This window comes from Comamonas sp. Z1 (genome assembly GCF_008121555.1).
In the GTDB taxonomy this organism is placed as follows: Bacteria; Pseudomonadota; Gammaproteobacteria; order Burkholderiales; family Burkholderiaceae_C; genus Comamonas; species Comamonas thiooxydans.
The window spans coordinates 138,030-160,542 of record NZ_VOQT01000008.1 but is presented as its reverse complement, the minus strand read 5'-3'; the positions used below and the strand labels follow the sequence as shown (position 1 = coordinate 160,542).

General features: G+C 61.4%; 23 protein-coding genes. 7 read left to right on the top strand and 16 right to left on the bottom strand.

Translation table 11 applies throughout. From position 1 onward, the window contains the following. Window positions 1-71 precede the first annotated feature (71 nt). From FSY45_RS15955 to FSY45_RS15940, 4 genes are all read right to left on the bottom strand, one after another. Entirely contained in the window at window positions 72-431 is a 360-nt protein-coding gene (locus tag FSY45_RS15955) for a hypothetical protein (protein ID WP_003065585.1), read from the bottom strand. A gap of 85 nt (window positions 432-516) precedes the next feature. Beyond that, entirely contained in the window at window positions 517-918 is a 402-nt protein-coding gene (locus FSY45_RS15950) for a roadblock/LC7 domain-containing protein (protein WP_003065588.1), read from the bottom strand. Then, window positions 915-1,481, bottom strand: a complete 567-nt coding sequence (locus tag FSY45_RS15945) for an ATP/GTP-binding protein (protein WP_003065591.1) — start codon at window positions 1,479-1,481, stop codon at window positions 915-917. Before FSY45_RS15945 ends, FSY45_RS15950 begins: the two co-directional genes overlap by 4 nt. Next, window positions 1,478-2,266, bottom strand: a complete 789-nt coding sequence (locus FSY45_RS15940; protein WP_179627405.1) for a hypothetical protein — start codon at window positions 2,264-2,266, stop codon at window positions 1,478-1,480. Before FSY45_RS15940 ends, FSY45_RS15945 begins: the two co-directional genes overlap by 4 nt. A gap of 229 nt (window positions 2,267-2,495) precedes the next feature. Between FSY45_RS15940 and FSY45_RS15935 the strand changes: the two genes are divergently transcribed. The 3 genes from FSY45_RS15935 (at window position 2,496) to FSY45_RS15925 (ending at window position 6,270) form a co-directional block, all read left to right on the top strand. Beyond that, entirely contained in the window at window positions 2,496-4,568 is a 2,073-nt protein-coding gene (locus FSY45_RS15935; RefSeq protein ID WP_046461440.1) for an ATP-dependent helicase, read from the top strand. 114 nt (window positions 4,569-4,682) lie between these two features. Beyond that, entirely contained in the window at window positions 4,683-5,006 is a 324-nt protein-coding gene (locus tag FSY45_RS15930) for a hypothetical protein (RefSeq protein ID WP_003065599.1), read from the top strand. A 49-nt stretch (window positions 5,007-5,055) separates the two neighbouring features. Then, the gene (locus FSY45_RS15925) at window positions 5,056-6,270 is read left to right on the top strand and encodes a phospholipase A (RefSeq protein ID WP_046461441.1); all 1,215 of its coding nucleotides are present in this window, start codon (window positions 5,056-5,058) and stop codon (window positions 6,268-6,270) included. 38 nt (window positions 6,271-6,308) lie between these two features. On the opposite strand, the gene FSY45_RS15920 is transcribed toward FSY45_RS15925, so the two are convergent. From FSY45_RS15920 to FSY45_RS15885, 8 genes are all read right to left on the bottom strand, one after another. After that, window positions 6,309-6,980, bottom strand: a complete 672-nt coding sequence (locus FSY45_RS15920) for a GDSL-type esterase/lipase family protein (RefSeq protein WP_080944454.1) — start codon at window positions 6,978-6,980, stop codon at window positions 6,309-6,311. Window positions 6,981-7,149: 169 nt separating this feature from the next. Beyond that, window positions 7,150-7,542, bottom strand: a complete 393-nt coding sequence (locus tag FSY45_RS15915; RefSeq protein ID WP_003065607.1) for a RidA family protein — start codon at window positions 7,540-7,542, stop codon at window positions 7,150-7,152. A 2-nt stretch (window positions 7,543-7,544) separates the two neighbouring features. Next, window positions 7,545-8,006, bottom strand: a complete 462-nt coding sequence (locus FSY45_RS15910; protein ID WP_003065610.1) for a thioesterase family protein — start codon at window positions 8,004-8,006, stop codon at window positions 7,545-7,547. Between the two features lie 77 nt (window positions 8,007-8,083). Next, window positions 8,084-9,694 (bottom strand): benzoate-CoA ligase family protein, encoded by a 1,611-nt coding sequence (locus FSY45_RS15905; RefSeq protein ID WP_003065612.1) that lies wholly within the window; start codon window positions 9,692-9,694, stop codon window positions 8,084-8,086. Between the two features lie 53 nt (window positions 9,695-9,747). Further along, window positions 9,748-10,911 (bottom strand): acyl-CoA dehydrogenase family protein, encoded by a 1,164-nt coding sequence (locus FSY45_RS15900; protein WP_046461443.1) that lies wholly within the window; start codon window positions 10,909-10,911, stop codon window positions 9,748-9,750. A 1-nt stretch (window position 10,912) separates the two neighbouring features. Beyond that, window positions 10,913-11,767: an enoyl-CoA hydratase family protein gene (locus tag FSY45_RS15895; protein WP_046461444.1), complete on the bottom strand. Its 855-nt coding sequence runs from the start codon at window positions 11,765-11,767 to the stop codon at window positions 10,913-10,915. Window positions 11,768-11,788: 21 nt separating this feature from the next. Then, window positions 11,789-12,559, bottom strand: a complete 771-nt coding sequence (locus tag FSY45_RS15890; protein ID WP_046461445.1) for an SDR family NAD(P)-dependent oxidoreductase — start codon at window positions 12,557-12,559, stop codon at window positions 11,789-11,791. 145 nt (window positions 12,560-12,704) lie between these two features. Further along, window positions 12,705-15,017: a bifunctional salicylyl-CoA 5-hydroxylase/oxidoreductase gene (locus FSY45_RS15885; RefSeq protein WP_046461446.1), complete on the bottom strand. Its 2,313-nt coding sequence runs from the start codon at window positions 15,015-15,017 to the stop codon at window positions 12,705-12,707. A gap of 116 nt (window positions 15,018-15,133) precedes the next feature. Between FSY45_RS15885 and FSY45_RS15880 the strand changes: the two genes are divergently transcribed. Together FSY45_RS15880 and FSY45_RS15875 are read left to right on the top strand one after the other, a co-directional pair. Further along, the gene (locus tag FSY45_RS15880) at window positions 15,134-15,658 is read left to right on the top strand and encodes a MarR family winged helix-turn-helix transcriptional regulator (RefSeq protein ID WP_012836814.1); all 525 of its coding nucleotides are present in this window, start codon (window positions 15,134-15,136) and stop codon (window positions 15,656-15,658) included. Between the two features lie 38 nt (window positions 15,659-15,696). Beyond that, window positions 15,697-16,176, top strand: a complete 480-nt coding sequence (locus FSY45_RS15875) for a hypothetical protein (RefSeq protein ID WP_050788965.1) — start codon at window positions 15,697-15,699, stop codon at window positions 16,174-16,176. 55 nt (window positions 16,177-16,231) lie between these two features. On the opposite strand, the gene FSY45_RS15870 is transcribed toward FSY45_RS15875, so the two are convergent. Then, a complete protein-coding gene (locus tag FSY45_RS15870; RefSeq protein WP_012836812.1) occupies window positions 16,232-16,705 on the bottom strand; it encodes a universal stress protein in 474 nt (157 codons plus the stop codon). A 121-nt stretch (window positions 16,706-16,826) separates the two neighbouring features. On the opposite strand from FSY45_RS15870, the gene tgt reads away from it, so the two are divergent. Further along, window positions 16,827-17,999, top strand: a complete 1,173-nt coding sequence (tgt, locus tag FSY45_RS15865) for a tRNA guanosine(34) transglycosylase Tgt (protein ID WP_003065625.1) — start codon at window positions 16,827-16,829, stop codon at window positions 17,997-17,999. A 273-nt stretch (window positions 18,000-18,272) separates the two neighbouring features. Continuing rightward, window positions 18,273-19,694, top strand: a complete 1,422-nt coding sequence (locus FSY45_RS15860) for a GGDEF domain-containing protein (protein ID WP_046461447.1) — start codon at window positions 18,273-18,275, stop codon at window positions 19,692-19,694. A 48-nt stretch (window positions 19,695-19,742) separates the two neighbouring features. Here the strand turns inward: FSY45_RS15860 and FSY45_RS15855 are convergent, their stop codons facing one another. The 3 genes from FSY45_RS15855 to FSY45_RS15845 form a co-directional block, all read right to left on the bottom strand. Further along, window positions 19,743-20,843, bottom strand: coding sequence for a serine endopeptidase (locus FSY45_RS15855; RefSeq protein WP_046461448.1), 1,101 nt, complete (start codon window positions 20,841-20,843; stop codon window positions 19,743-19,745). A 70-nt stretch (window positions 20,844-20,913) separates the two neighbouring features. Next, window positions 20,914-21,771 (bottom strand): DUF2145 domain-containing protein, encoded by an 858-nt coding sequence (locus FSY45_RS15850; protein WP_003065630.1) that lies wholly within the window; start codon window positions 21,769-21,771, stop codon window positions 20,914-20,916. 21 nt (window positions 21,772-21,792) lie between these two features. Further along, a complete protein-coding gene (locus tag FSY45_RS15845) occupies window positions 21,793-22,299 on the bottom strand; it encodes a hypothetical protein (protein WP_003065632.1) in 507 nt (168 codons plus the stop codon). Window positions 22,300-22,513: the final 214 nt, after the last annotated feature.

Genomic DNA, 22,513 nt, shown 5'->3' with positions numbered 1-22,513 from the left:
TTCAGTGCAGACCTATCCAAAAACAAAGCCTGCGCAAGGCAGGCTGCTGTGACAGGTACAAGGACAGCGCGTCAGAGCTTGAGTTCCTTTTCCACATCTGCAGTCTTGCGGCGCGCCAGCGCCAGGTTGGCACGAGCCTTGTCCAGCACCAGATAGAAGAACACGCCGTCATTGGCGGCAACGGGACGGATGATGTGATATTGCTTGCCCAGAGTGATCAGTATGTCGTCGATCTGGTCGTTGAGATTGAGCATGCGCATGGTCTTGATCTTGGCACGCACGACCTCGGTATTGCCGGCCGCGGCCAGCTCCATGTCCACGCCGCCGCCTACGCTGCCCATCAGCATGCCGCTGGCGCTGTCCACGAGGGCGCCGCAGACAGCACCGTCTGCGGTCATCAGAGCGTTCAGAGAATCCTGGATAGAGGCCATAAATCCACCTTTTGAAAAAGCAAGACAAGGAACTCGTGCGCCAGATGCGCACCCACTCATACTCAGAACTCCAGTGAACCTGTGATCAAGAGGGCAGGTACCCTGTGGCAACCTCGCCAGCCGCCCAAAGCGCGCGACCCAGCAAGGCGTTCTGATCCACCACCAGGCAGAGAACGGCCGGGAAAGAGCCGTTCACCGCCTGGAAGACCACCGTGCCCGACTCCGTCTCGAAAGTCAGGCGCTTGCAATCCCTGTGTCCGATCTCATTGGCCACGGCCTTGGCCATGGCCATGAGCGAGCCCGCCATGGCCGACAGTCGTTCGGTCGGCAGATCGCTGCGAATGCGCAGCGCTGAAATCTCGAAACCGTCAGGGGTACAGAGCAAGGCGATGTGGACGCCCGCCACCGGGGCGACCACACGCGCCAGGATTTCCTGACCTGCCTCCACGGCATGTGGCGGAATCACGAGGGAGGTATGGGTCTTCATAGAGTCTGACTTTGCAAGGAGAGCAGCGATGCCAGCACGCTCAGGGCATCCAGCATCTGCTGGCGATCACGTGGATCAGCCTCAACAAGCGGGGTGAGGTCATGGCCTTTGGCAACCAGGGCGGAGCTGAATGCCTCCAGCCTTGCTCCGCTGGCGGGACGGCAACTGAGAATGACCATCAAAGGTGCCTGGTCCAGCTCTGCGATCCCCGTCAGCATCTCGCAGGCGTAGTCCACCGCGCCCGCATCGTTGACGTCCACCATCAGCAGCGCTCCCACCGATGCAGAAAGCACCCAGCGGCGCACGAAATCAAAACGATCCTGACCGGGGCTGCCTACCAGCTGCAGTCTCTCGCCAGAGCCCAGATCGATCTCGCCAAACTCCGCACCGACCGTGGTGAACTCCTTGCTGTGCGTCGCCTTGTCCAGGTTGCGCACATCGCTGCCTGCCATGAATTCCCCGCACAGGCTGCGCAGCGCCGTGGTCTTGCCTATGCCCATGGGCCCCAGCAGACTCACCCGCAGCAGACCCTGGCCGGGCTGCATGGGCATGAAAGATGTCATGTACGTCCTCCACGGGTAATCCAGCCCGTCAGCTTGCTGAGCCATTGACGCGTCACGGAGGCGGCTGGCTGCTTCTGGGCAATTGATTTCTGCGCAGCGGAGGGTTCCTCGGAGCCGCGCAGACTACAGCGCAGGACTGCCTGAATCTGAGGCAGGGACAGCAGGGTCGATAGCTGCGACATCTCAATGCCGGCGTGCTCGGCCAGCGATCTGGCATCGATAGGCCCACGCGCGAGCAGCGCCAGCGCACGCATGTTCTGCGCGCTGTTGACGCTGCCAGGCAAAGCAACCCAGGATTTGATTTGAAAGCAATGCGTACAGTCGACTCCCTGCGACTGAAGCTCTTGCAAGGCACGCTGCAGCGGCAGGGGCTCACCGGCCCTGTGCCGGGCTCTCCAGTCCATGAGGAAAACCGCGGCACGGTCGAGCATGTCGATCAGGTCGGACAGCGTGAAGTCCACATCAAGATGTACTGCCCAGCCCTGGGAAGAACGCCCCAGCGGCTGCATGGCCGGCTCGCCGCCGAGATAGACCACACAAGGAGCTCTCGCCTCGGCCCTGACCAGCAGGCTCTCCAGCCCTTCGATCACCAGCACTTCGGCCGCATGGCGTGGAACCTGACGCCAGCCGGAAAGCGACTTGCGCGCGGCCACGGCGAACAGCGCTTCAAAGCGCTGCTGCACGGCAGGCGTCCAAAGTTCTGCGGCCAAGCTCACTTCATCGATGGTTCTCGCCATGCACAACACCCTGAGGGTTGAGGAAAAGACAATGAATCCCTCAACCATCGAAAATTCGCTGGCGCTGTCGGGATCAAGGCCGGACACGATGCAATCTTCACGCTACAAAACTAACACCTTATTACAACAATTATTCAGATAACAGGAGAGTGCACGTGTAGGTGAAACGCTCGCTGAGTCCCTGATTTTTGTCAGTTGTGAACGCTGTCATCAGGGCTCTTCACAGCGAAGCGGTATGCTCCCAGTCCTTGTTTTTGATGATGGGTCACTCTGCTTCATGTCTGCTGGTCTCAACCTCGCTCAGCTCCAGGCCGTGCATTACACCGAAGGTCCATGCCTTGTTCTGGCAGGCGCCGGCTCGGGCAAGACCCGTGTGATTACGCACAAGATAGGCCGTCTGATCGAAACCGGTCTGGCGCCACGCCGCATTGCCGCTATCACTTTTACCAACAAGGCCGCCGCCGAAATGCGCGAACGCGCCGCAGGTCTGATCGGCCGCCAGGCCAAGGAAGTGCTGATCTGCACCTTCCACTCGCTAGGCGTGCGCATGGTGCGCGAGGACGGCCACATCCTCGGTCTCAAGCCCCAGTTCAGCATTCTGGACACCGACGATGTCACCGGCATCCTCAAGGACTGCGCGGGCGGCACCACCGATGTGGCGACGGCCCGCCAGTGGCAGTGGACCATCAGCGGCTGGAAGAATCAGGGCTGGGACAGCCGCAAGGCCCTGGCCATGGCCCAGGACGACAACGAGCGCAGCACCGCTCTCATCATGCAGCGCTATGAAGAGCGCCTGACCGCCTACCAGAGCGTGGACTTCGACGACCTGATCGGCATGCCCATGCGCCTGCTGCGCGGCCACCCCGAGGTGCGCGAAAAATGGCAACGCCTGCTGGGCCATGTGCTGGTGGACGAATATCAGGACACCAATGCCACGCAGTACGAGCTGCTCAAATTCCTGGTGGGCGAGCGCGCCCACTTCACGGCCGTGGGTGACGACGATCAGTCGATCTACGGCTGGCGCGGCGCCACGCTGGACAACCTCAGGAAGCTGCCCGTGGACTTTCCGCAGCTCAAGGTCATCAAGCTGGAGCAGAACTACCGCTCCACCAGCGCCATCCTGCGCGCCGCCAACAATGTGATCGGCCCCAACCCCAAGCTGTTTCCCAAGACACTGTTTTCGGAACTCGGCGAGGGCGAACCCGTGCGCATCGTCGACTGCGACACCGAAGAGCACGAGGCCGAGCGTGCCGTGGCCCGCATTCAGAGCCTGCGCGCCAATATGAACCCGCAGCCCGCGTGGAAGGACTTCGCCATCCTCTACCGCGCCAACCACCAGGCCAAGCCCTTCGAGAAGGCGCTGCGCAAGGCCAACATCCCCTACAAGGTCTCGGGCGGCACCAGCTTTTTCGACCGCGCCGAGATCAAGGACCTGTGCGCCTGGTTCCGCCTCTGGATCAACAACGACGACGACCCGGCTTTTCTGCGCTCCATAGGCACGCCCAAGCGCGGCATCGGTCACACCACGCTGGGCAAGCTCGGGGAGTTCTCCGCTGCGCACAAGCTCAGCATGTTCGGCTCGCTGTTCAATGCCATGCTGGAGGAGGCGCTGCCGCGCAAGGCCTTCGAAAGCCTGCTGGAATTCGGCCGCTATATCAACGACCTGGAATACCGTGCCCGCCACACCCTGGGCTTTGAAGCCTCGCGCAGCTTTCTGATCGACTGGCTCAAGGAAATTGGCTACGAACAGTATCTGTATGACAGCGAGGACAGCGAGTCCGTCGCCGCCGCGCGCTGGAGCAATGTGCTGGAGTTCTGTGACTGGATGGCCCAGCGCGCTGGCGGCCAGATAGAAGATGCTGCAGGCGCCGGCACCCAGACCGAGGTCAAGAGCCTGCTGGAGGTCTCGCAGAACATTGCCCTGCTCTCCACCATCAGCGAGCGCGAAAAGGAGCAGGACATGGTCGTGCTCTCCACCCTCCACGCGTCCAAGGGTCTGGAATGGCCCCATGTCATGCAGGTCGGCGTGACCGAGGGCATGCTGCCATTCAAGCTGGACGATGACGATGGCAAGCAGCAGCAGGTCAGCGATGAAACGGCAGCGCGGCTGCAGGAAGAGCGCCGCCTGATGTATGTGGGCATCACCCGCGCCCAGCGCACGCTGGCCGTGAGCTGGACCAAGCGCCGCAAAAAAGGCCGCGAGATGGTGGCCTGCCAGCCCAGCCGCTTCATCAAGGAAATGGGCCTCGATACGGCCACGGCCAAGGAAGACCCGCGCGAGAAGCTGCGCAAGCTGCGCGAAGAATTTGCCGCGCGCAAGAACCAGGCGGCGCCAGGCGCCGCCAACTGATGACTCCACATGACTTTGAGATCTTTGATTTTCATAGCTGCCAGCGCTTTCTCCATAACAGCTTGCGCGCAGTTTGACTCCAAGCCTGTCAGCACTTGCGCGCGAGACTGGCAGATGAGCGACAAGCAGCTGCAAGGCGTATGGACGGGCTCCGTCGCCGGCAGTGAGGAAACCGCCCGCATGGTGCTGGGCCCGCATCCCGAATGGGAAGGCAATGTCAAAGGCAGCGTCAGCCGCCTGGGCAGCAGCCATCCCATGGTGGGCGATGTGAACGAGGGTACGGTCACTCTTGAAGAAAGCGCAGACGGCTCACGCATCACCGGCACCTGGCTGGGCGAAGTGGTCGAGGGCAGTTGCGGTACAGAAATTCACGGCAGTTACCAGGAGGGAGAAAATGTTCCACCACGTGCGTTCATCATGCGCAAGGCCCAACCCTGAGCAGGGCTGGGTGTTGCCAACCGCAACCGGCCTGTGCATTGATTGACCCATGAGTATTCGCTTCTTTACCCCGCCCCCCCTGACCCTGAGCATCGGCCTGGCACTGGTCGGCGGCCTGAACCCAACCACCGCCAGCAGCGCGGAACTGCCGCCCCCCGAAAGCTGGCAGCAATGTGCTGCCACCACCAGCAACAACGACCGCCTGGCCTGCTTTGATGCCTGGGCACACAAGCAAGGCCCGGCGGTTGCGCCCCCGGCCACCGGTTGGAGTGCACCTGCAGCCAGCGCACAAGCTGCGCCGGCTCTCACTGCCGCTACCGCCTCGGCGAACGATGCCGCGCCCGCCAGTGCGGCTGGGGCGACTGTCGCCAGCGCCGACAGCGGCCTGGGTCTCTCACCCAACAACGGCGGCTGCCGCGATCCGCGCTACACCGAGGTGTCGCGCTACTTCGAGCTGGAGCCCGGCACGGACTGCGGCACTTTCAACTTCCGCGGCTACCGTCCCATGTCGGTCTCCGTGGTCGTGGGCGACGAGGTCAATCAGCAGCCCTATTCGCCCAGCCGCGGCTTTGCGACCGAGCAGCCTTATCAAAAGCATGAGATGCGCCTGCAGCTCTCGGCACGTACCAAGATTGCTTCCGGCCTGCTGACCGGCCCCACCTCGTCGGGCAAGGATTCGCTGTGGTTTGGCTATACCCAGCAGTCCTACTGGCAGCTGTTCAATGGCGATATCTCGCGCCCCTTCCGCACCACCGACCACGAGCCCGAGGTCTTCTACGTCTACCCGACGGACGCCCAGCTGCCGCTAGGCTGGCGCTGGCGCTACTCGGGCATAGGCATAGCGCATCAGTCGAACGGCCAGAGCAACCCGCTGTCGCGCAGCTGGAACCGCTGGTATCTGATGACCGGGGCCGAGCTGGGCAACCGCTTGCAGCTGCATCTGAAAGCCTGGCAGCGCATGAAGGAAAGCGCGCTTGAGGACGATAACCCCCATATCCAGGACTACATCGGTCGCGGCGAAGTCAAGCTGGGCTGGAACGTCAACGAGCAGAACTACCTGGGCCTGACCGCACGTGGCTCGCTGGGCAAGGGCAAGGGCTCCGGTCGCATCGAGTGGCTGCGCACTCTGGGCGAAGGCTGGAACGGCGGCAAGAGCAATCTGCGCCTGCATGTTCAGCTGTTCAGCGGCTATGGCGACAGCCTGGTCGACTACAACAACAAGCGCACGGTACTCAGCGTGGGCCTGAGCCTGCTGGACTTCTGAAGCCGGCTTGGCCCTCAGCCGCCGGGCCGAGCCGTGATTTACGCCAGAAAACCAGAAGCCCGGGCGTGAGCCACCAGCAGTTCGGTAAACCGCGCATAGCCTGCGGCATTGGCATGCACCTGATCGGCGCGCAAGGCGCTATTGCCCAGCACCTCGCTCCAGGCATCGGCCAGCAATGCCACCCGGTTGTCCTTGGCCAAGGTTTGGTAGATGGAGTGATCCTTCATGCGCCCCGTCAACGCTGCACTCAGGCTCAGCTCCGGCACGGCCACCAGCAGCACGGGCGTCGCCCTGGCTTTGCACAGCTGCAGCATGCGCGTGATCTCGCCTTGCACAACTTGCTCGCTCCTGCGCTGCAGCCAGTCGTTGCCACCGGCGCACAGAATCGCCAGCGATGGCCCGTGCTCATCGAGCAGCCCCGGCAGACGGTCCGCAATCTGCTTGCTGGTCTCGCCCGAAATACCTGCATTCACCACCTTCCAACCCGTGCGCTCGGCCAGCAGGCTGGGGTAGCAGGCATCTGCGCTGGCTCCAACACCTTGCGTCAAGGAGTCACCAAGCGCCAGCACGGTAGCCCCGGCAGGAACGGCTGCGGCCTTGGGCGTCTTCTTGCCACAGGCGCTTAGCACCATGGCACCACCTGTCAGCAATGCTGCGGCACGCATGCATTGAAGAACATGGCGTCGGTACGGGTCAAATATCGGCTTCATGGCATCTCGCAAAACAGCGGGTGTGCAACGGCTGGAGGGCAGCGCGAGGATAGCCCAGCCTCCGCCGCCTCCATGCAAGCCACGTTGCACAACGGTAAGACTGCAAAGCAGCAGCCGTAAAAAACCGCTGCGCCCAAGGCCCAGCGGCTATGCGTGCGCAGATTGCCAATCAGTCGGGCACGACTGCAGTCACCTCGATCTCCACCTTGGCCCGGTCCTCGATCAAGGCAGCCACCTGCACGGCCGTCATGGCCACGCTGAATGAACCGATCAGTTCGCGATAGGCCTTGCCGATCTCGGCCTGCTGCGCCAGATACTCCTTCTTGTCGGTGATATACCAGGTCATGCGCACGATATGTTCAGGCTTGGCTCCACCGGCCTGCAGCACCTCGACGATATTGTGCAGAGCCTGTCTGGCCTGCGCCGCGAGGTCGTCAGTATGAAACCGACCTTCGGCGTCCCAGCCTATCATGCCGGCCACATAGATCTGGCGGCCGCTGACGGCCACGCCATTCGCATATCCCTTGGGCCGGGGCCAGCCCGGAGGCAGCAGTACTTGCATGTTCAACTCCTGTTTTCTGTTGGATTGGATGAACTTTGCCAACGCTCGATTGCGTGGCGGATATGTTGCGGCGCAGTGATGGCCTGATGGGTTTGGAGACTGGTGAAGACCAGCACTTTCTGCGCCGTCACGCGCAGCTGTCCCTCAGGGCCTGTGCAATCCACATCGAGCGTCAGCGAACGATTGCCCAGCTTGGCAACCGACAGGCCCAGACTCACGGTTTCACCCATGCGGGTGATGGCACGAAAGTCGCACTCCAGATGCACGATGGGCAGGCCCACCTTGTCCTTGTGCAGCATGTCCGCATAGCTCAGGCCCAGCGCTTGGTTGAACCAGTCTTCGACCAGCCCGTTGAACAGCACCAGATACTGGGGAAAGAAGATAATGCCCGCCGGATCGCAGTGCGCAAAACGAATCGGCACCTGCGTCACAAAGCGTTTTGAAGCCATTGCCACTTCATTCATACCCAAACAATTCCTTCGGCAAAACCTGCCTGCAGCGCTTTTCAATCAGGCGCATGCAGCTTTTAAAAACATAGCAATCAGGTTTGATGCAGGCGAAAGCGCTGCAACTTGCCCGTGGCCGTGCGCGGCAGCTGATCGACGAACTGTACGGCCCGTGGATATTTGTAGGGAGCGACCTGGCTCTTCACAAAATCCTGCAGCTCCATGACCATGGCATCGCTGGCCACATGGCCGGCACGCAGCACCACAAAAGCCTTGACGATCTGGCCTCGCTCGCTGTCGGCCACGCCAATCACCGCGCATTCAGCCACAGAACCGTGCTGCATCAGGGCCTCTTCGACTTCGGGTGCAGCGATGTTGTATCCGGCCGAGATGATCATGTCGTCGGTGCGTGCCTGATAAACGAAATAGCCGTCGACATCCATCAGATAGGCATCGCCCGTCAGATTCCAGCCCCGGCTCACATACTTGGTCTGACGGCTGTCGTTGAGATAGCGGCACCCCGTTGGCCCCTGCACGGCCAGTCTGCCCACGGTGCCGGGCGGTACCTCGAGCCCCGCATCATCCACCACCTTGGCCCGATAGCCGGGCACGGCCTTGCCGGTGGCACCGGGACGGGCCTCCTCTTCGCGGTGCGAGATGAAGATGTGCAGCATCTCGGTAGAACCGATGCCGTCAATGATTTCAATACCGGTCGCCTCCTTCCACAGCGCGCGTGTGGAGGCGGTCAAGGCCTCGCCCGCCGACACGCATTTGCGCAGCCGGGTGCGGCGGATACGTTCGCCCTGCTGGGCCATCACACGATAGGACGTGGGCGCAGTGAACACCACACTGGCACCAAATCGCTCAATGCCATCAACCAATTGGACGGGGCCGGCTTTCTCCAGCAAGGCCATGCTGGCCCCGATGGACATAGGGAACAGCACCTGCCCCCCCAACCCGAAAGTGAATGCCAGCGGAGGACTGCCTATGAACACATCGTCGGCATTGGCACGCAGCGTATGCACGGGCCAGCAGGCGCAGACCGCCATCACATCACGATGAAAATGCATGGTGGCCTTGGGCACGCCCGTGGTGCCCGAGGTGAAGCCCAGCAGACAGGTATCGGTCGCTGCAGTTTCCACGGCCTGGAAGTCATCGCCCGCCCGCTCCATCAGGCGCTCCAGTGCATCGGCTTCCACACTGTTGAAATAGCGCACGGCCTTGAGCGTGCTGGTTTTTTCCTGCGCACCCTGCACCTCGGTGCGCAGTGCCGCATCGCACAGCGCATGGCTGATCTGCGCTATGTCGATGATGGTGGACAGCTCCTTGGCCCGCAGCAGCGGCATGGCGGCCACGGCAATGCCCCCGGCCTTGATGACGCCAAACCAGCAGGCCACCATCATGGGATTGTTGGGTGCGCACAGCAACACACGGTTGCCCGGCTGCAGTCCCAGCTCCTGCGTCAGCACATTGGCGATGCGATTGGCCTTGAGCTGCAGATCCGCATAGCTCCAGCGCAGGCCTTCGGCCTGAATGCACAAGCGGTCGCCGCGCCCCTCGCTCACATGTCTATCCAGCAGCTCCACAGCACAGTTCAGGCGCTCGGGGAACCGCAGCTCGGGCAGCTCGAAAATGAACTCGGGCTGCTGTTCGGGCGGTGGCAGGTTGTCGGCAGCAAAGGTATCGATATGCGCGGTGTACGACATGATTCCGATCTTTCAGGCAAAAACAGGATCAAACGCTTGATACAAAATCGCCATCAGCTATGACTTTTGATAAGGTCACGCCCAATGATGAGCTGCTGCACCTCGGTCGCGCCTTCGTAGATGCGCAGGGCGCGAATCTCCCGGTAAAGGTGCTCCACAGGCTGCTCGCTGACCACACCCAGGCCGCCCCAGATCTGCACGGCGGCATCGATCACCTGCTGGGCGTTTTCCGTCGCCGTCATCTTGGCCATGGCGGCTTCCCTTGTCACGTTCTCGCCCTGGTCACGCAACCAGGCTGCGCGATAGGTCAGCAGCGCCGCACTGTCGATCTGCGTGGCCATCTGCGCCAGCTTGGCCTGGGTGAGCTGAAAATCAGCCAGCACGCCGCCGAACATCTTGCGGCTGGTCGCGCGCTGCAATGCCTCATCCATGGCACGACGCGCAAAGCCCAACGATGCGGCGGCCACCGAGGTGCGGAACACATCGAGCGTGCGCATCGCCACCTTGAAGCCCTCGCCGGCCGCGCCCACGAGCTGGGCGGCAGGCACGCGGCAGTTCGAAAACTTCAAACGCGCCAGCGGGTGTGGCGCGATGACGTTGATACGCTCGGCAATCTCAAAGCCCGGGGTGCCGGCCTCCACGATCAGTGCCGACAGACCACGCGAACCCGCAGCCTCGCCGGTACGCACAAAAACGACATAGAAGTCGGCAATCCCCCCGTTGGAAATCCAGGTCTTCTCGCCGTTGATGACATAGTGATCACCTTCCAGCCTGGCCTCGCAGGCCATGGCCGCCACGTCCGAGCCGGCGTCGGGCTCGGACAGCGCAAAGGCCGAGATCGCATCGCCCCTGGCCACCAGGCTCAGATAGCGTTTTTTCTGCTCCTCGCTGCCCGCCAGAGAAATCGCCCCCGAACCCAGACCCTGCATGGCAAACGCAAAGTCGGCCAGCCCGCTATGACGCGCCAGAGTCTCCCGGATCAGGCAGATGGCTCTTGTATCAATATGCTCTCCCGCACCGCCATAGGCCGTACCCGCAACCGCATGACGCAGCCAGCCGGCCTCGCCCAGGGCCTTGACCAGTTGCCGGCATTCGGCATCCACATCGGCGCCATGGGAATGCGCAATGTTCTGCCTGGCCCAGGCATCTAGCGACTGGGCCAGACGAGCGTGATGGGCTTCAAAAAAAGGCCACTTCAGATAGCTGGTGTCTGCCATATCAGTTTCCTTGAAAGACTGGCTTTTGCTTGGCCACGAACGCGTGATAGGCACGCGAGAAATCCTCGGTCAGCATGCACAGGGCCTGGGCCTGGGCTTCGGCTTCGATGGCCTGCTCTATGGTCATGGCCCATTCCTGGTGCAGCATGGTCTTGGTAATGGCGTTGGCAAAGCTGGGACCGGCAGCCAGATCGGCGGCCAGCTTCTGCGCCTCGGCCAGCACGCTCTCAGGTTCGCTCAGACGGTTGAAGAAGCCCCAGCGTTCACCCTCCTCTCCGCCCAGGCTGCGCCCCGTATAGAGCAACTCACTCGCACGGCCCTGGCCAATGATGCGCGGCAGCATGGCGCAGGCCCCCATGTCGCAGCCCGCCAGCCCCACGCGGTTGAACAGGAATGCGGTCTTGCTGCGCGCAGTGCCCAGGCGCATGTCCGAGGCCATGGCCATGATGGCCCCTGCCCCCGCACATACGCCATCGATTGCCGCAATGATGGGCTGGGGGCAGGCTCGCATGGTCTTGACCAGTTCGCCCGTCATGCGGGTGAACATCAGCAACTCGGGAGCCTTGAGCACGACCAGCGGACCGATGATTTCATGCACATCACCGCCCGAGCAGAAGTTGCCGCCCGCGCCGACCAGCACCACGGCCTTTACATCCTGCGCCCACTTGAGCTGGTGAAACAGGTCACGCAGCTCGGCATAGGAATCAAACGTCAGCGGATTCTTGCGCTCCGGGCGATTGAGGGTGATGGTGGCCACACCATCTGTCACCTGCCACTGGAAATGCGTGGCCTTATAGCCCGCCAGCAGCTTGTGATTGCCAGCTTGCAGCGCTGGATCGATTGCATATTCGCTCATGTCTGTCTCCAAAGATCCGGTTCACATGACTTCGCCACCAGCGACGGCTATGGCTTGCCCGGTAATACTTGATGCGCCTCGCCCACATAGCCACAGCACGGCGTCCGCCACCTCGTGCGGCTGTACCAGGCGGCCTTGAGGGTTGGATTTGACGAACTCGGCCATTGCCTGCTGCGGTGTGCGGCCGGTCTTGGCTACGACGCGGTCAATGCCGGTTTTGACAATCTCGGTTTCGGTATAGCCGGGGCAGACGGCGTTGACGGTGATCCCGGTCTTGGCGTACTCCAGCGCCAGAGCTCGTGTCAGACCCACCACGCCATGCTTGGCCGCCACATAGGCTGCGACATAGGCATAGCCCACCAAACCGGCCGTGCTGGCCACATTGACGATGCGCCCCCAGCCCGAAGCGGACATGGCCGGCAGCACTTGCTGGATGCAGTGCATGGTGCCGCTCAGGTTGACGGCCAGCATCTGCTGCCAATGCGCGGCATCCATCTTCATGAATGGTGCACTGCCGGCCTGACCTGCGTTGTTGATCAGGATACTGATGGCACCTTGCGCAGCCACTGCCTTTTCAAACGCCGTTTTCACCTGTGACTCATCCGCCACATCGGCCAGTACCATCCGGCATTGACCGGGATGTTCTTCCACCAGTTTTTGCAGCGGCTCGGCGCGACGCCCCAGCACCGTGACGCGAGCGCCCTGCGCCAGCAACTGGCGTGCAATCGCCTCGCCAATGCCCTGGCCCGCGCCTGTCACCAGCGCATGTTGATCGTTCAGATCGCCTGTCATTGAGTTCTCCATCGCTCACGAAACTAGCGCGAACCGCCACACGAACACCAAGGAAGAGCCACCCCACGCCATGGGTGCCGCCCCCTCCCATAGCGCGCAGCGTGTGGAGAGAGGGGGGAAGGCGCGCAGCGGCTCAGGGGGTGCTTCATTTCAAGGCCTTTTCGCGCTCGAACAGGGCTTCCATCTGGCGCTTGCCTTGGAAGTATTGTTTGGGCCAGACGATAGGCGTGTAGCCTATCTTGGCGGCCTCGGTCAGCGTCCAGGCCGGATTGGCCAGATGCGGTCTGGCAATCGCACACAGATCGGCACGTCCTGCAGCAATGATGCTGTTGGCATGGTCGGCTTCGCTGATCGCGCCCACTGCCATGGTCGCAATACCGGCCTCTTGTCGAATGCGGTCTGCAAACGGGGTTTGATACATGCGGCCAAACACCGGCTTTTCGAGCTTGCTGACCTGCCCCGATGAGCAGTCGATCAGATCGGCACCTGCGGCCTTGAAGGCCTTGGCAATCTGTACCGCATCTTCGGGCGTGATGCCGCCCGGCACCCAGTCATGGGCAGAGATGCGCACGGACATGGGCTTGTCCTGCGGCCAAACGGCACGCATGGCCTTGAACACTTCCAGCGGGTAGCGCAAGCGGTTTTCCAGGCTGCCGCCATATTCATCACTGCGCTGATTGGTCAGCGGCGAGATAAAGCTCGACAGCAGATAGCCGTGCGCACAATGCAGCTCCAGCCAGTCCACGCCGATGTCGGCCGCCATTTGCGCAGCATGCACAAACTGCTGCAGCACCTCATCCATGTCGGCGCGTGTCATGGCCCTGGAGATCTGGCTCACTCCCTGCAGATATTGCTGCTCCGACGCTGCCATGACGGGCCAGTTGCCCTGCTCCAGCGGCAGATCCGTACCTTCCCAGGCCAGCCGCGTCGAGGCCTTGGCACCCGCATGGCCGATCTGCATGGCGAACTTGGCATCGGTGTTGGTGTGAATCCAGTCGCTGATGCGTTTCCAGGCCTGCTTTTGCTCAGCGCTATAAGTACCTGGGCAGCCAGGCGTGATGCGCCCCTCGGGGCTGACACAGGCCATCTCGGCGAACACCAGACCGGCACCGCCAAGCGCACGCGCACCCAGGTGAACGAGGTGAAACTCACCAGGCACGCCATCAACCGCAGAGTACTGCGCCATGGGAGAGACCACGATACGGTTCTTCAGCGTGATGCCGCGCAGGGTATAGGGCAGGAACATGGGCGGCGGCGCCTTGGCATCGACCGCAACACCGCTTCTTTCGGCCAGCCATTTCTCATAGCCGCCAAGCCACTGCGCATCACGCAGGCGCAGGTTTTCATGGCTGATGCGCTGGCTGCGCGTGAGCATGGAGTACATGAACTGCTCGGGCTCCAGCTGGTCGCAATAGCGCTGGCCGCAGACCTCGAACCACTCCATCGCATTCCAGGCCGCATTCTGAATGCGCAGCGTCTCAACGCGACGCGCTTCCTGATAGGCCGCCAGCACCTCGGGAATATGCGCAGCCGCATCACCCCGCAGCTTGAACTGGCGAGCCAGCTCGATCGCATCCTCAATCGCCAGCTTGGTTCCTGAGCCAATGGCGAAATGTGCCGTATGCACGGCATCGCCCATCAGCACCACATGGCTGCCCTTGCGGTTTTTCAACCACCACTGATCGCAGACCACGCGCTGAAAGTTGATCCAGGCCGAGCCGCGCAGATGGCGGGCATTGGTCATCAGTTTCTCGCCCTGAAGATTGTCCGCGAACAACTTTTCACAGAAGGCAATGGACTGCTCTTGATCGGCGGTGTCAAGACCGCTGGCTTTCCAGCATTCCTCCGTGGTCTCCACTATGAAGGTCGAGGTCTTGTCGTCGAACTTGTAGATATGCGCCTGAAACCAGCCATGCGGCGTGCGCACGAAATCAAAGGTGAATGCCTCGTAGACCTTGTTCGTCCCCAGCCAGATATAGCGATTGGGGCGGGTGACGATATCGGGCTTGAAGATGTCGGCGTACTTGCTGCGAATGCGCGAGTTCACGCCATCGCAGGCAATCACAAGGTCGGCATCCGGATAGTCCTCGTCGCTTTGCACATCGGTCTCGAACACCAGGTTCACACCCAGCTGTTCGCATCGTGCTTGCAGGATATTGAGCAGATGCTTGCGGCCAATCCCCACAAAACCATGTCCTCCGGAGCGAATCTTGCGCCCTTTGAACAGCAACTCGATATCGTCCCAATGGTTGAAAGCCTGCTCGATCTGCGCGGCTGTCACCGGGTCCCAGTCGCGCATATTGTCCATGGTGGCATCGGAGAAAACCACGCCCCAGCCAAAGGTGTCGTAGGGCTTGTTGCGCTCCACCACCGTCACCTCATGCGCAGGGCTCATCTGCTTCATCAGCAAAGCGAAGTACAAGCCGGCGGGGCCACCACCTATGCAGACAATTTTCATGACAGTGATCCGTTCCTGGCTTTTGAAAAATTACTTTATATCTAAATTATTAATGCATGAAATTTTCACTAGAATCCGGCCAAACCCTGAACCCAAAGCACGCTAGTTTGCGCACCATGCCAACCATGGCCCAACACAATCCGGATTTCTCCATCGACATGCCCGAAGCCCCGGGACGCGAGGCTGGCCTGTCCCACTCCGACCATCAGGCCGTGCGCCTGTGGCTGCGCCTTCTGACCTGCAGCACACAGATTGAGCAAGTCATTCGCAGCCAGCTACGCACAGAGTTCGGCACGACCTTGCCTCGTTTTGACTACCTGGCACAACTCAGCCGCTTTCCCAAAGGTCTGCGCATGAAGACCCTGTCGGAATATCTGATGGTGACCGGCGGCAATGTGACCGGACTGACCGATCAACTGGTGGCCGAAGGCTGGGTGGAACGCGTGGCTGACGAGGAAGACCGCCGCTCCATGATCGTGCGCCTGACCCGCTCGGGCAAAAAGCAGTTCAAGGCCATGGCTGCTGCGCATGAGCTATGGCTTGAGCAGTTGCTGACTCCGCTGGGCAGCAAAAACGCCAGCGATCTGTATGAACAACTGGGCAAGCTCAGACAGGTGCTGAGCTCGCCAGAAAGTGCCTGAGTCCGAAAAAACACCGTTTTGTGACAATTTCATGGAGAATGCCCTGCACGCAGTCCTGCGTGACACAGGCTTGGGGGGCATGGTTCATGGATTTACTGCATCTGCGATATCGGCTCAAGTCCGGGTTCTACTATCTCTACGACATGCGTGATGCGCCCAACGCCATCACGGGAGAGCGGCCCTATCGTCTCAAGACCGAGCTGGTCGCCATCGCGTTTGACCGAATCACCGGTCGCGTGCACCAGCATGGTCACCCCACCCGCATTCACTCCTGGGCCATGGGCGCGCAACGCCGTCTGCGCATGGCAGGAGACTGGGAAGGCGCAAACCGGCTGGTCGTGGTCTCCGGCCCGCTGCCCGAAGAAGAAATCAACAAATGCCTGAGCGTGCAAGGCTATTGCCGCTGGATGCTGATGCGCCTGGCCAGCATGCCACATGGCAAATTTGCAGCCCATCGTGCAGGCAGCCGCAGCAGCTGGCAAAGACGTGAATCCGGCCAGCAGCGTCGTGCGGCCTGACCTCCAGTCAAACTTCCTTCCAGCGCTTATTGGTCAAGCGCATAGCGCTATCAAATCAGGAATCAGCATCTTCAGCGGAGTTGTCATCCGCCTCGGCCACTTCGGGCATTTTCACAATCGTCACCGGCAGCCGACTGTGTCTGGCCACCTCGCGTGAGACCGAGCCGATCAGAATGCTGCCCAGGCCGCTCTGGCCCGTGGCACCGATGATGATCTGATCGCATTCATTGCTCTCGGCAATATCGATCAGGGTATTGGCCTCTTCGCCCAGGCTGATCTCCACTTCATAGGAGGCCCCTGCCTCCTTGAGAAGATCCTGTGCAGGCGCCACCAGATCCATGCCGGCTTCGATGCTGGCGTTGGCGATCAGATCTGAATCTGTGGTTGCAAGCTCCAGCAGCGTGGCCTCCTTCTGCACATGAGCTATTACAAAGTGAGCATCCAGTCCGCTCTGCAAAAGCTTGATGCCGTGGCGTACGGCCTCAAGTGCGACATCCGATCCATCCACCGCGATCATGATCTTGAGCATGGCAACCTCCTGTTCGTCTTGCGCACCAGTGTAGGCCCAGGCTGCAAAGACGGGTTGCGAATCTGGGGCAAGCACCGGCTATTGCAGCAGTGCTTGCGGGCATCTGGGAAAATAGCGGGCTATGCTGCAGTTTGACCTTCTCAAGACCGACCCGACCAGCCACGCGCGCCGTGGCACCTTGACGCTTAACCACGGCAAGGTCCAGACCCCCATCTTCATGCCCGTTGGCACCTATGGCACCGTCAAGGGCGTGATGCCGCGCAGCCTCGAAGAAATGGGCGCACAGATCATTCTGGGCAACACCTTCCATCTGTGGATGCGTCCAGGCCTGGACATCATGAAGTCCTTTGGCGGTCTGCACGACTTTGAGAAGTGGGACAAGCCCATACTGACTGACTCGGGGGGCTTCCAGGTCTGGTCGCTGGGTGCGATGCGCAAGATCACCGAAGAAGGCGTGCATTTCCAAAGTCCCGTGAACGGCGACAAGCTGTTCATGTCGCCCGAGGTCAGCATGCAGATCCAGACGATTCTGAATTCGGACATCGTCATGCAGCTCGACGAGTGCACGCCCTACGAAACCAACGGCAAGAAGACCACCGAAGCCGAAGCGCGCAAGTCCATGGAGATGAGCCGTCGCTGGGCCAAGCGCTCCAAGGAGGAATTCCAGCGCCTGGAAAACCCCAATGCCTTGTTCGGCATCGTGCAAGGCGGCATGTACACCAATCTGCGTGAGGAATCGCTGCAGGGTCTGCTGGAAATCGATTTCCCCGGCTATGCCGTGGGTGGCGTCTCCGTGGGTGAACCCAAGGACGAAATGCTGGAGATCATGGCCCACACGCCGCATCTGCTGCCCGCCAACAAGCCGCGCTATCTGATGGGCGTAGGAACACCCGAAGACCTGGTGCAAGGCGTGGCCGATGGCGTCGACATGTTTGACTGCGTGATGCCTACCCGCAATGCGCGCAACGGCACCATCTTCACGCGCTACGGCGATCTGAAGATCCGCAACGCTCGTCACAAGGTGGACCACCAGCCCATAGACACCACCTGCACCTGCCACGCGTGCGCGGGCAAGAGCGGCGTGAGCTGGGACGATGGCGGCCGCGAAGGCTTCAGCCGTGCCTATCTGCACCACCTGGACCGCTGCGGCGAGATGCTGGGCCCCATGCTCACCACCATCCACAATCTGCACTATTACCTGAACCTGATGCAGGAAATCCGCAACGCACTGGACGCAGGCACTTTTGCCGAGTTCCGCGCCCAATTCAAGGCCGACCGCGCACGCGGGGTCTGAGCCACCCATCATCTGCCGCAGCAGAACCTCGAAAAGCCAGAGCGAGTCTCTGGCTTTTTTCATTCGGCGGCTGGCATCCGGTTTGTCTGGAGTCCGTCAAATGAAAAACATCGTCAATTGCGCGCTGCAAAACCGCTTTGGCAATCGTTTTTCTATATGTTTTTGTTAGAACCACAACATCTGACGGCAACAACAGGCATTTTTGGCGATTGATATCGAATTCGCAAAGAGCCACTGAAGAAAATTCCACGAAACGCTCGCGGCCCCTCTCCCATGACCGAAGCCTCCGCACCCAAGCCAACGCCGCTGCCGCAGACCGCTGCCCCCAGGACATGGGCAGCGGCGCTCGGGCTTGGGGGCCTGGTGTTGCTAGCCGCCTTGTTGGGCATACTGGGGCGCCCCATGGGATTTCTCTCGGCGATCTGGCCCGCAAACGCGCTGCTGCTGGGCCTTTTGCTGCACCGCCCTGACTGGCTGCGCCCGAGCTCGGTGCTGGCGGTTTCGGCAGCCTATATCGCAGCCGATCTGCTCACGGGCAGCCGGCTCGATGTGGCGATCCTGCTGAGCATCGCCAATATGGCCGGTGTGGGCGCGGCCTGGGCGCTGATGCACAGGCAGCGCCATGCCACTTTGTTCATGCAACGCCAGTCCTCCGCCCTGCTGCTGTTTGTGGGCAGCGGTCTGGGCGCACTGACGGCCGCGCTGCTGGGAGCTCCGGTGCTGAGCGCCGTTTTCGGGACGCCGCACTGGCAGGCCTTTTCCATGTGGCTGAGCAGCGAATGGCTGAACTACATGATGTTTTTGCCCATTGTTCTGGCCTGGCCGACACGCAAGCAGCCAGTTGGGCATCTGGGCGAGCCCTCCCCCATGCGCCGCGTCCTGCCTTTGCTGTCTGTCATTGCGCTGGAGGCCATCAGCTACTGGATCAAAGGTCCCGGCTCGCTGGCGTTCTCGCTGCCGGCTCTCATATGGTGCGCGCTGAGCTATCGCATCTTCAGTCTGACGCTGATCACGGCAACACTTTGCCTGAGCAGCATCATCTTCATTTCGCTGGGCACGCTTGAATTCACACCCGCTCATTTTCTCGAAACGCTGTCATTTCGCATGGGGCTATGCATGCTGGTGCTGGGCCCGCTGGCGGTGGCCGGATCGCATATGGCGCGCAACGAGCTGATGCAAAAGCTCAGTCATGCCGTCAACCACGATTTTCTGACCGATATGCTGGCACGCGGTGCCTTCATGAAGCAGGGGCAAAGAATACTGGAGCGTTGCCGCCAGGATGGCCAGCCCTTCGCCATTCTGATGCTGGATCTCGACCATTTCAAACAGATCAACGACAGCTTCGGCCATGCGGGAGGCGACCAATTGCTGCGCAGCTTCAGCCAGACCCTGAGCCAGGTGCTGCGCGCTCAGGACATCGTGGGCCGCATGGGAGGCGAGGAATTCGCCGTGGCCCTGCCCAAGGTGGACGCAAGCGCTGCGCAGGAGATCGCCAAGCGCATCAACCGCGCCATCCGGGAGCTGCGCGTGCCCATGAATGACAAGACGATGAGTGCCACGGTCAGCATTGGCCTGGTCCATACCGCAAGCCTGCAAGCGCATCAAAGCCTGGACATGCTGCTGCAGCAGGCAGATCAGGCTTTGTATGAGGCCAAGGCCGCCGGGCGCAATCGCGTCAGTTCACAGCTTTGCTGAGCGCGACACGCCACTGTGCCCCCGACAAGCCGATCGCCCGCCCCAAGGTCATCCGGGCTCGTCGGACCCGGATGCGAGCGGTGCTGCAACCGCCGCATCGGTACGCGGCAGCATCTTGCCGGCCGCAGTGCCGCAGCTATGACAAAAGCGTGAGAACGCGCTCTTGCGGGTATTGCAGCTGCCGCAATGGTCGAACAGACCGATACCGCAGTGAGGGCAGAAGTCGATCTCGGTGTTCTTGAGATCCACCGGGCGCTCGCAGCCCGGGCACACATTCTTGGACAGGCGCTCCAGTGCCACGTCATAGCTCAGTTCTTCACGGCGCTGCTCTTCCGGCAAGGACTCCTGCAGCTTCTGTTTTTCCAGATAGCGGTTGAGCGCAAGAATGGCATAGCGCCCCAGCAATACCGTCACCAAAATGCCGACGATATAGCGCACATAGCCGCCGTAGTCGGGCAGATAAGGTACCAACTCGACAAAGAAGGCGAACAGCGCAAAAAAGATAAAGCCCCAGACAAATGGCCACCAGGTGCTCTTGCGCTTCTTGGCGAACAGCCAGCCCGCCACGCCCAGCAGGGGCAAGGTGATGGCCAGACGGAACAGAAACACGCGCAGCTCGCTGGCGCGCATGGCGGCTTCGTACTGAGGATAGGCCTGCTCGCGCAGACTGCTCATCTCGGCCTCGGCGTTGGAGACTGCCTGATTGGCCTCCAGATTGGTCTGGGCCTCTTTCTCGCGCTCCTGGCGGGCCATGTCTTCGGCCTGCTTGAGTGCATCCAGCGCCTTGCTGCGTGCGACCAACTCGGCGTCCTGCTCGGGGCGCTCCGTGGCCCGGCGGGTCGCCACCCAGTTGTCAAAGGTGTCGCGCGCCGACTGGTAGCGCGCACGCTCGGCGTCGAACTTGAGCTGGGCCCTGTCCAGTGCCTTCTGGGTCACGCCGGCCGTCTTCCGGGCCTGGTCGATTTCGGCCTGCACACGCTGTGCATCAGCCTCAGGAATAAAAGACTCGATCTCCAGCGAGCGATCGGGCTGCGGCAGGTTGCCCACCACCAGCCCACCCAGACCGATCAGGAAGAAGGCAAACACCAACGCGACCAGCCAGAGGCCGCGGCGAAACCATTTCTCGGGCAAACGCAGAGACTTGCTCATCTTCAATTACTCCAAAAACGTAGCACCATGCGCATACTCAGCAAGGCCTTGAAGCCAAAAAGACTCAAACTCACTGCACGGTGCGCACGGCCGATGCCAGTTGCGTGCGCTGCAACCACTGGGTCACGGAGTCCACCGTCACCGTCTCGATGCGGCTGGCAAAGCGCTTTTCATTCGGATGATCGTCAAACGCGATATTGGCAGCCGTCATGCGCCCGCCCAGTCGCGAGAACGCCCGGATGATGAGCGCGCTGGGCTCATAGCCCTTGGACTGCAACCAGGCCTGAGCCTGTGCGCGGTTCTGAATCGCCGCCGGCTCCATGGCGGCTGCCAGCGTCTCGGTCGCCCATTGGTTCGACTGCTGGTATTTGCTGCTCCAGACATAGCTGACCATGCTGTAGGGCTCGTTTTGCAGGCGCAGCACCGTGGGAGCGTTCAGGAACTTGAGCAGGGCCTGCTGCACCGCCGGTGTCGGGATCTGGATGGCGGCTTCATAGCGCCACATATCGTCAAGAAAGAACTCGCCCAGGCCCTGGCGGTAGATATGGCCGGATGCCGTGCCGCACTCGTTGAGCTTGTGGGCCACGCGCCAGGGGCCGGCAGGCGTTCTGTAGGCCCAGCCATAGTGCGAGTACTTGAGATCGTATTTGCTCAAGTCCTGCCCTTGCCGCGCCAGCAACACGACCTGGGTGCCGTTCTTCTGAAATTCGGCGTCCAGCGCCTTGGCGGTGCGCGCGGCCAGATTCAGCCCCTTGGCCATCACATCGGCGGTCAGCGGACGGTCTTCACAGCTGCGGCCGGCCTGGGCCGAGCCCGCCCAGGCAATCAGCGCGGCGCCCAGCGCCAGCGCCACAGGGCCGTGAATGGGCATGCCGGCGCGTCGAGCGGGCGCCATGGCGTGTACAACGCTTGTAGCTTCCTTGATCATGCGAGCCTCCAGCTTCTTGAATTACAGACGCTCGTTGTGCATCAGCGCCTTGCCGATTTCGTTGGGGATGAAGGCCAGCACCTTGCCTGCCGTGGACAAAATCACGCCGGCCGCCGTGGCGCTGGTTTGCACCACCGTGCCCACGCCGACCGACAGCGCGCCTGCGGCCTGGCCGGAGACCTTGACCACGGCCGAGGTGCCGTCGGCCACATTCTTGAGCACATAGGTCACGCCTGTGGCACTGCTTTCCACGGCCTCAACGATCACGGATGCACCTGCCGCCGACAGAAACAGGGGGATTGCCACGACTTCCTCCGAAGCGCCACCCGATGCCGCTGCAACCACCGATGCCACAGGCAGGGCCGACAGCACCAGAGAGGCTTCGCTCTGGGCGTGGACTGCGCTGCCGCCCAGCAAGGCAAAGGCCGCGCCCAGGGCGCACAGGCCGTTGCGAAGAGGACGGATAAAGGTCAGGACGTTGATCACAAATGGCTCCCGGTGGTTGTTGAAATGGGCCGCGATTTGCATGCGGCGACGAACGAATCATCCATGCGCCCGAAACTTTGGCCCTGTGTTTTGTCAAAATCGGCAAGCGGCAGGTCTCGCAGTATCGAGAAGCGATACTTCCCGCCCACGGCCAGTGCTCAAACCAGTTGCAGCTTGCACATCTTGCCCCACTCCCGCGCCCACAACTTTCAAAAATCATCAGGCAATCCATGCGGCTTCACTCTCAGACCTTCGC

Bases quoted from the DNA above. Each gene is read 5' to 3' on its own strand.
- FSY45_RS15925 (WP_046461441.1), top strand. From the start codon at position 5,056: ATGAGTATTCGCTTCTTTACCCCGCCCCCCCTGACCCTGAGCATCGGC.
- FSY45_RS15930 (WP_003065599.1), top strand. From the start codon at position 4,683: ATGAGCGACAAGCAGCTGCAAGGCGTATGGACGGGCTCCGTCGCCGGC.
- FSY45_RS15935 (WP_046461440.1), top strand. From the start codon at position 2,496: ATGTCTGCTGGTCTCAACCTCGCTCAGCTCCAGGCCGTGCATTACACC.
- FSY45_RS15850 (WP_003065630.1), bottom strand. From the start codon at position 21,771: ATGATCAAGGAAGCTACAAGCGTTGTACACGCCATGGCGCCCGCTCGA.
- FSY45_RS15950 (WP_003065588.1), bottom strand. From the start codon at position 918: ATGAAGACCCATACCTCCCTCGTGATTCCGCCACATGCCGTGGAGGCA.
- FSY45_RS15890 (WP_046461445.1), bottom strand. From the start codon at position 12,559: ATGACAGGCGATCTGAACGATCAACATGCGCTGGTGACAGGCGCGGGC.
- FSY45_RS15885 (WP_046461446.1), bottom strand. From the start codon at position 15,017: ATGAAAATTGTCTGCATAGGTGGTGGCCCCGCCGGCTTGTACTTCGCT.
- FSY45_RS15955 (WP_003065585.1), bottom strand. From the start codon at position 431: ATGGCCTCTATCCAGGATTCTCTGAACGCTCTGATGACCGCAGACGGT.
- FSY45_RS15910 (WP_003065610.1), bottom strand. From the start codon at position 8,006: ATGAATGAAGTGGCAATGGCTTCAAAACGCTTTGTGACGCAGGTGCCG.
- FSY45_RS15905 (WP_003065612.1), bottom strand. From the start codon at position 9,694: ATGTCGTACACCGCGCATATCGATACCTTTGCTGCCGACAACCTGCCA.
- FSY45_RS15945 (WP_003065591.1), bottom strand. From the start codon at position 1,481: ATGACATCTTTCATGCCCATGCAGCCCGGCCAGGGTCTGCTGCGGGTG.
- FSY45_RS15875 (WP_050788965.1), top strand. From the start codon at position 15,697: ATGCCCTGCACGCAGTCCTGCGTGACACAGGCTTGGGGGGCATGGTTC.
- FSY45_RS15900 (WP_046461443.1), bottom strand. From the start codon at position 10,911: ATGGCAGACACCAGCTATCTGAAGTGGCCTTTTTTTGAAGCCCATCAC.
- FSY45_RS15870 (WP_012836812.1), bottom strand. From the start codon at position 16,705: ATGCTCAAGATCATGATCGCGGTGGATGGATCGGATGTCGCACTTGAG.
- FSY45_RS15860 (WP_046461447.1), top strand. From the start codon at position 18,273: ATGACCGAAGCCTCCGCACCCAAGCCAACGCCGCTGCCGCAGACCGCT.
- FSY45_RS15920 (WP_080944454.1), bottom strand. From the start codon at position 6,980: ATGAAGCCGATATTTGACCCGTACCGACGCCATGTTCTTCAATGCATG.
- FSY45_RS15915 (WP_003065607.1), bottom strand. From the start codon at position 7,542: ATGCAAGTACTGCTGCCTCCGGGCTGGCCCCGGCCCAAGGGATATGCG.
- FSY45_RS15855 (WP_046461448.1), bottom strand. From the start codon at position 20,843: ATGAGCAAGTCTCTGCGTTTGCCCGAGAAATGGTTTCGCCGCGGCCTC.
- FSY45_RS15940 (WP_179627405.1), bottom strand. From the start codon at position 2,266: ATGGTTGAGGGATTCATTGTCTTTTCCTCAACCCTCAGGGTGTTGTGC.
- tgt (WP_003065625.1), top strand. From the start codon at position 16,827: ATGCTGCAGTTTGACCTTCTCAAGACCGACCCGACCAGCCACGCGCGC.
- FSY45_RS15880 (WP_012836814.1), top strand. From the start codon at position 15,134: ATGCCAACCATGGCCCAACACAATCCGGATTTCTCCATCGACATGCCC.
- FSY45_RS15895 (WP_046461444.1), bottom strand. From the start codon at position 11,767: ATGAGCGAATATGCAATCGATCCAGCGCTGCAAGCTGGCAATCACAAG.
- FSY45_RS15845 (WP_003065632.1), bottom strand. From the start codon at position 22,299: ATGCAAATCGCGGCCCATTTCAACAACCACCGGGAGCCATTTGTGATC.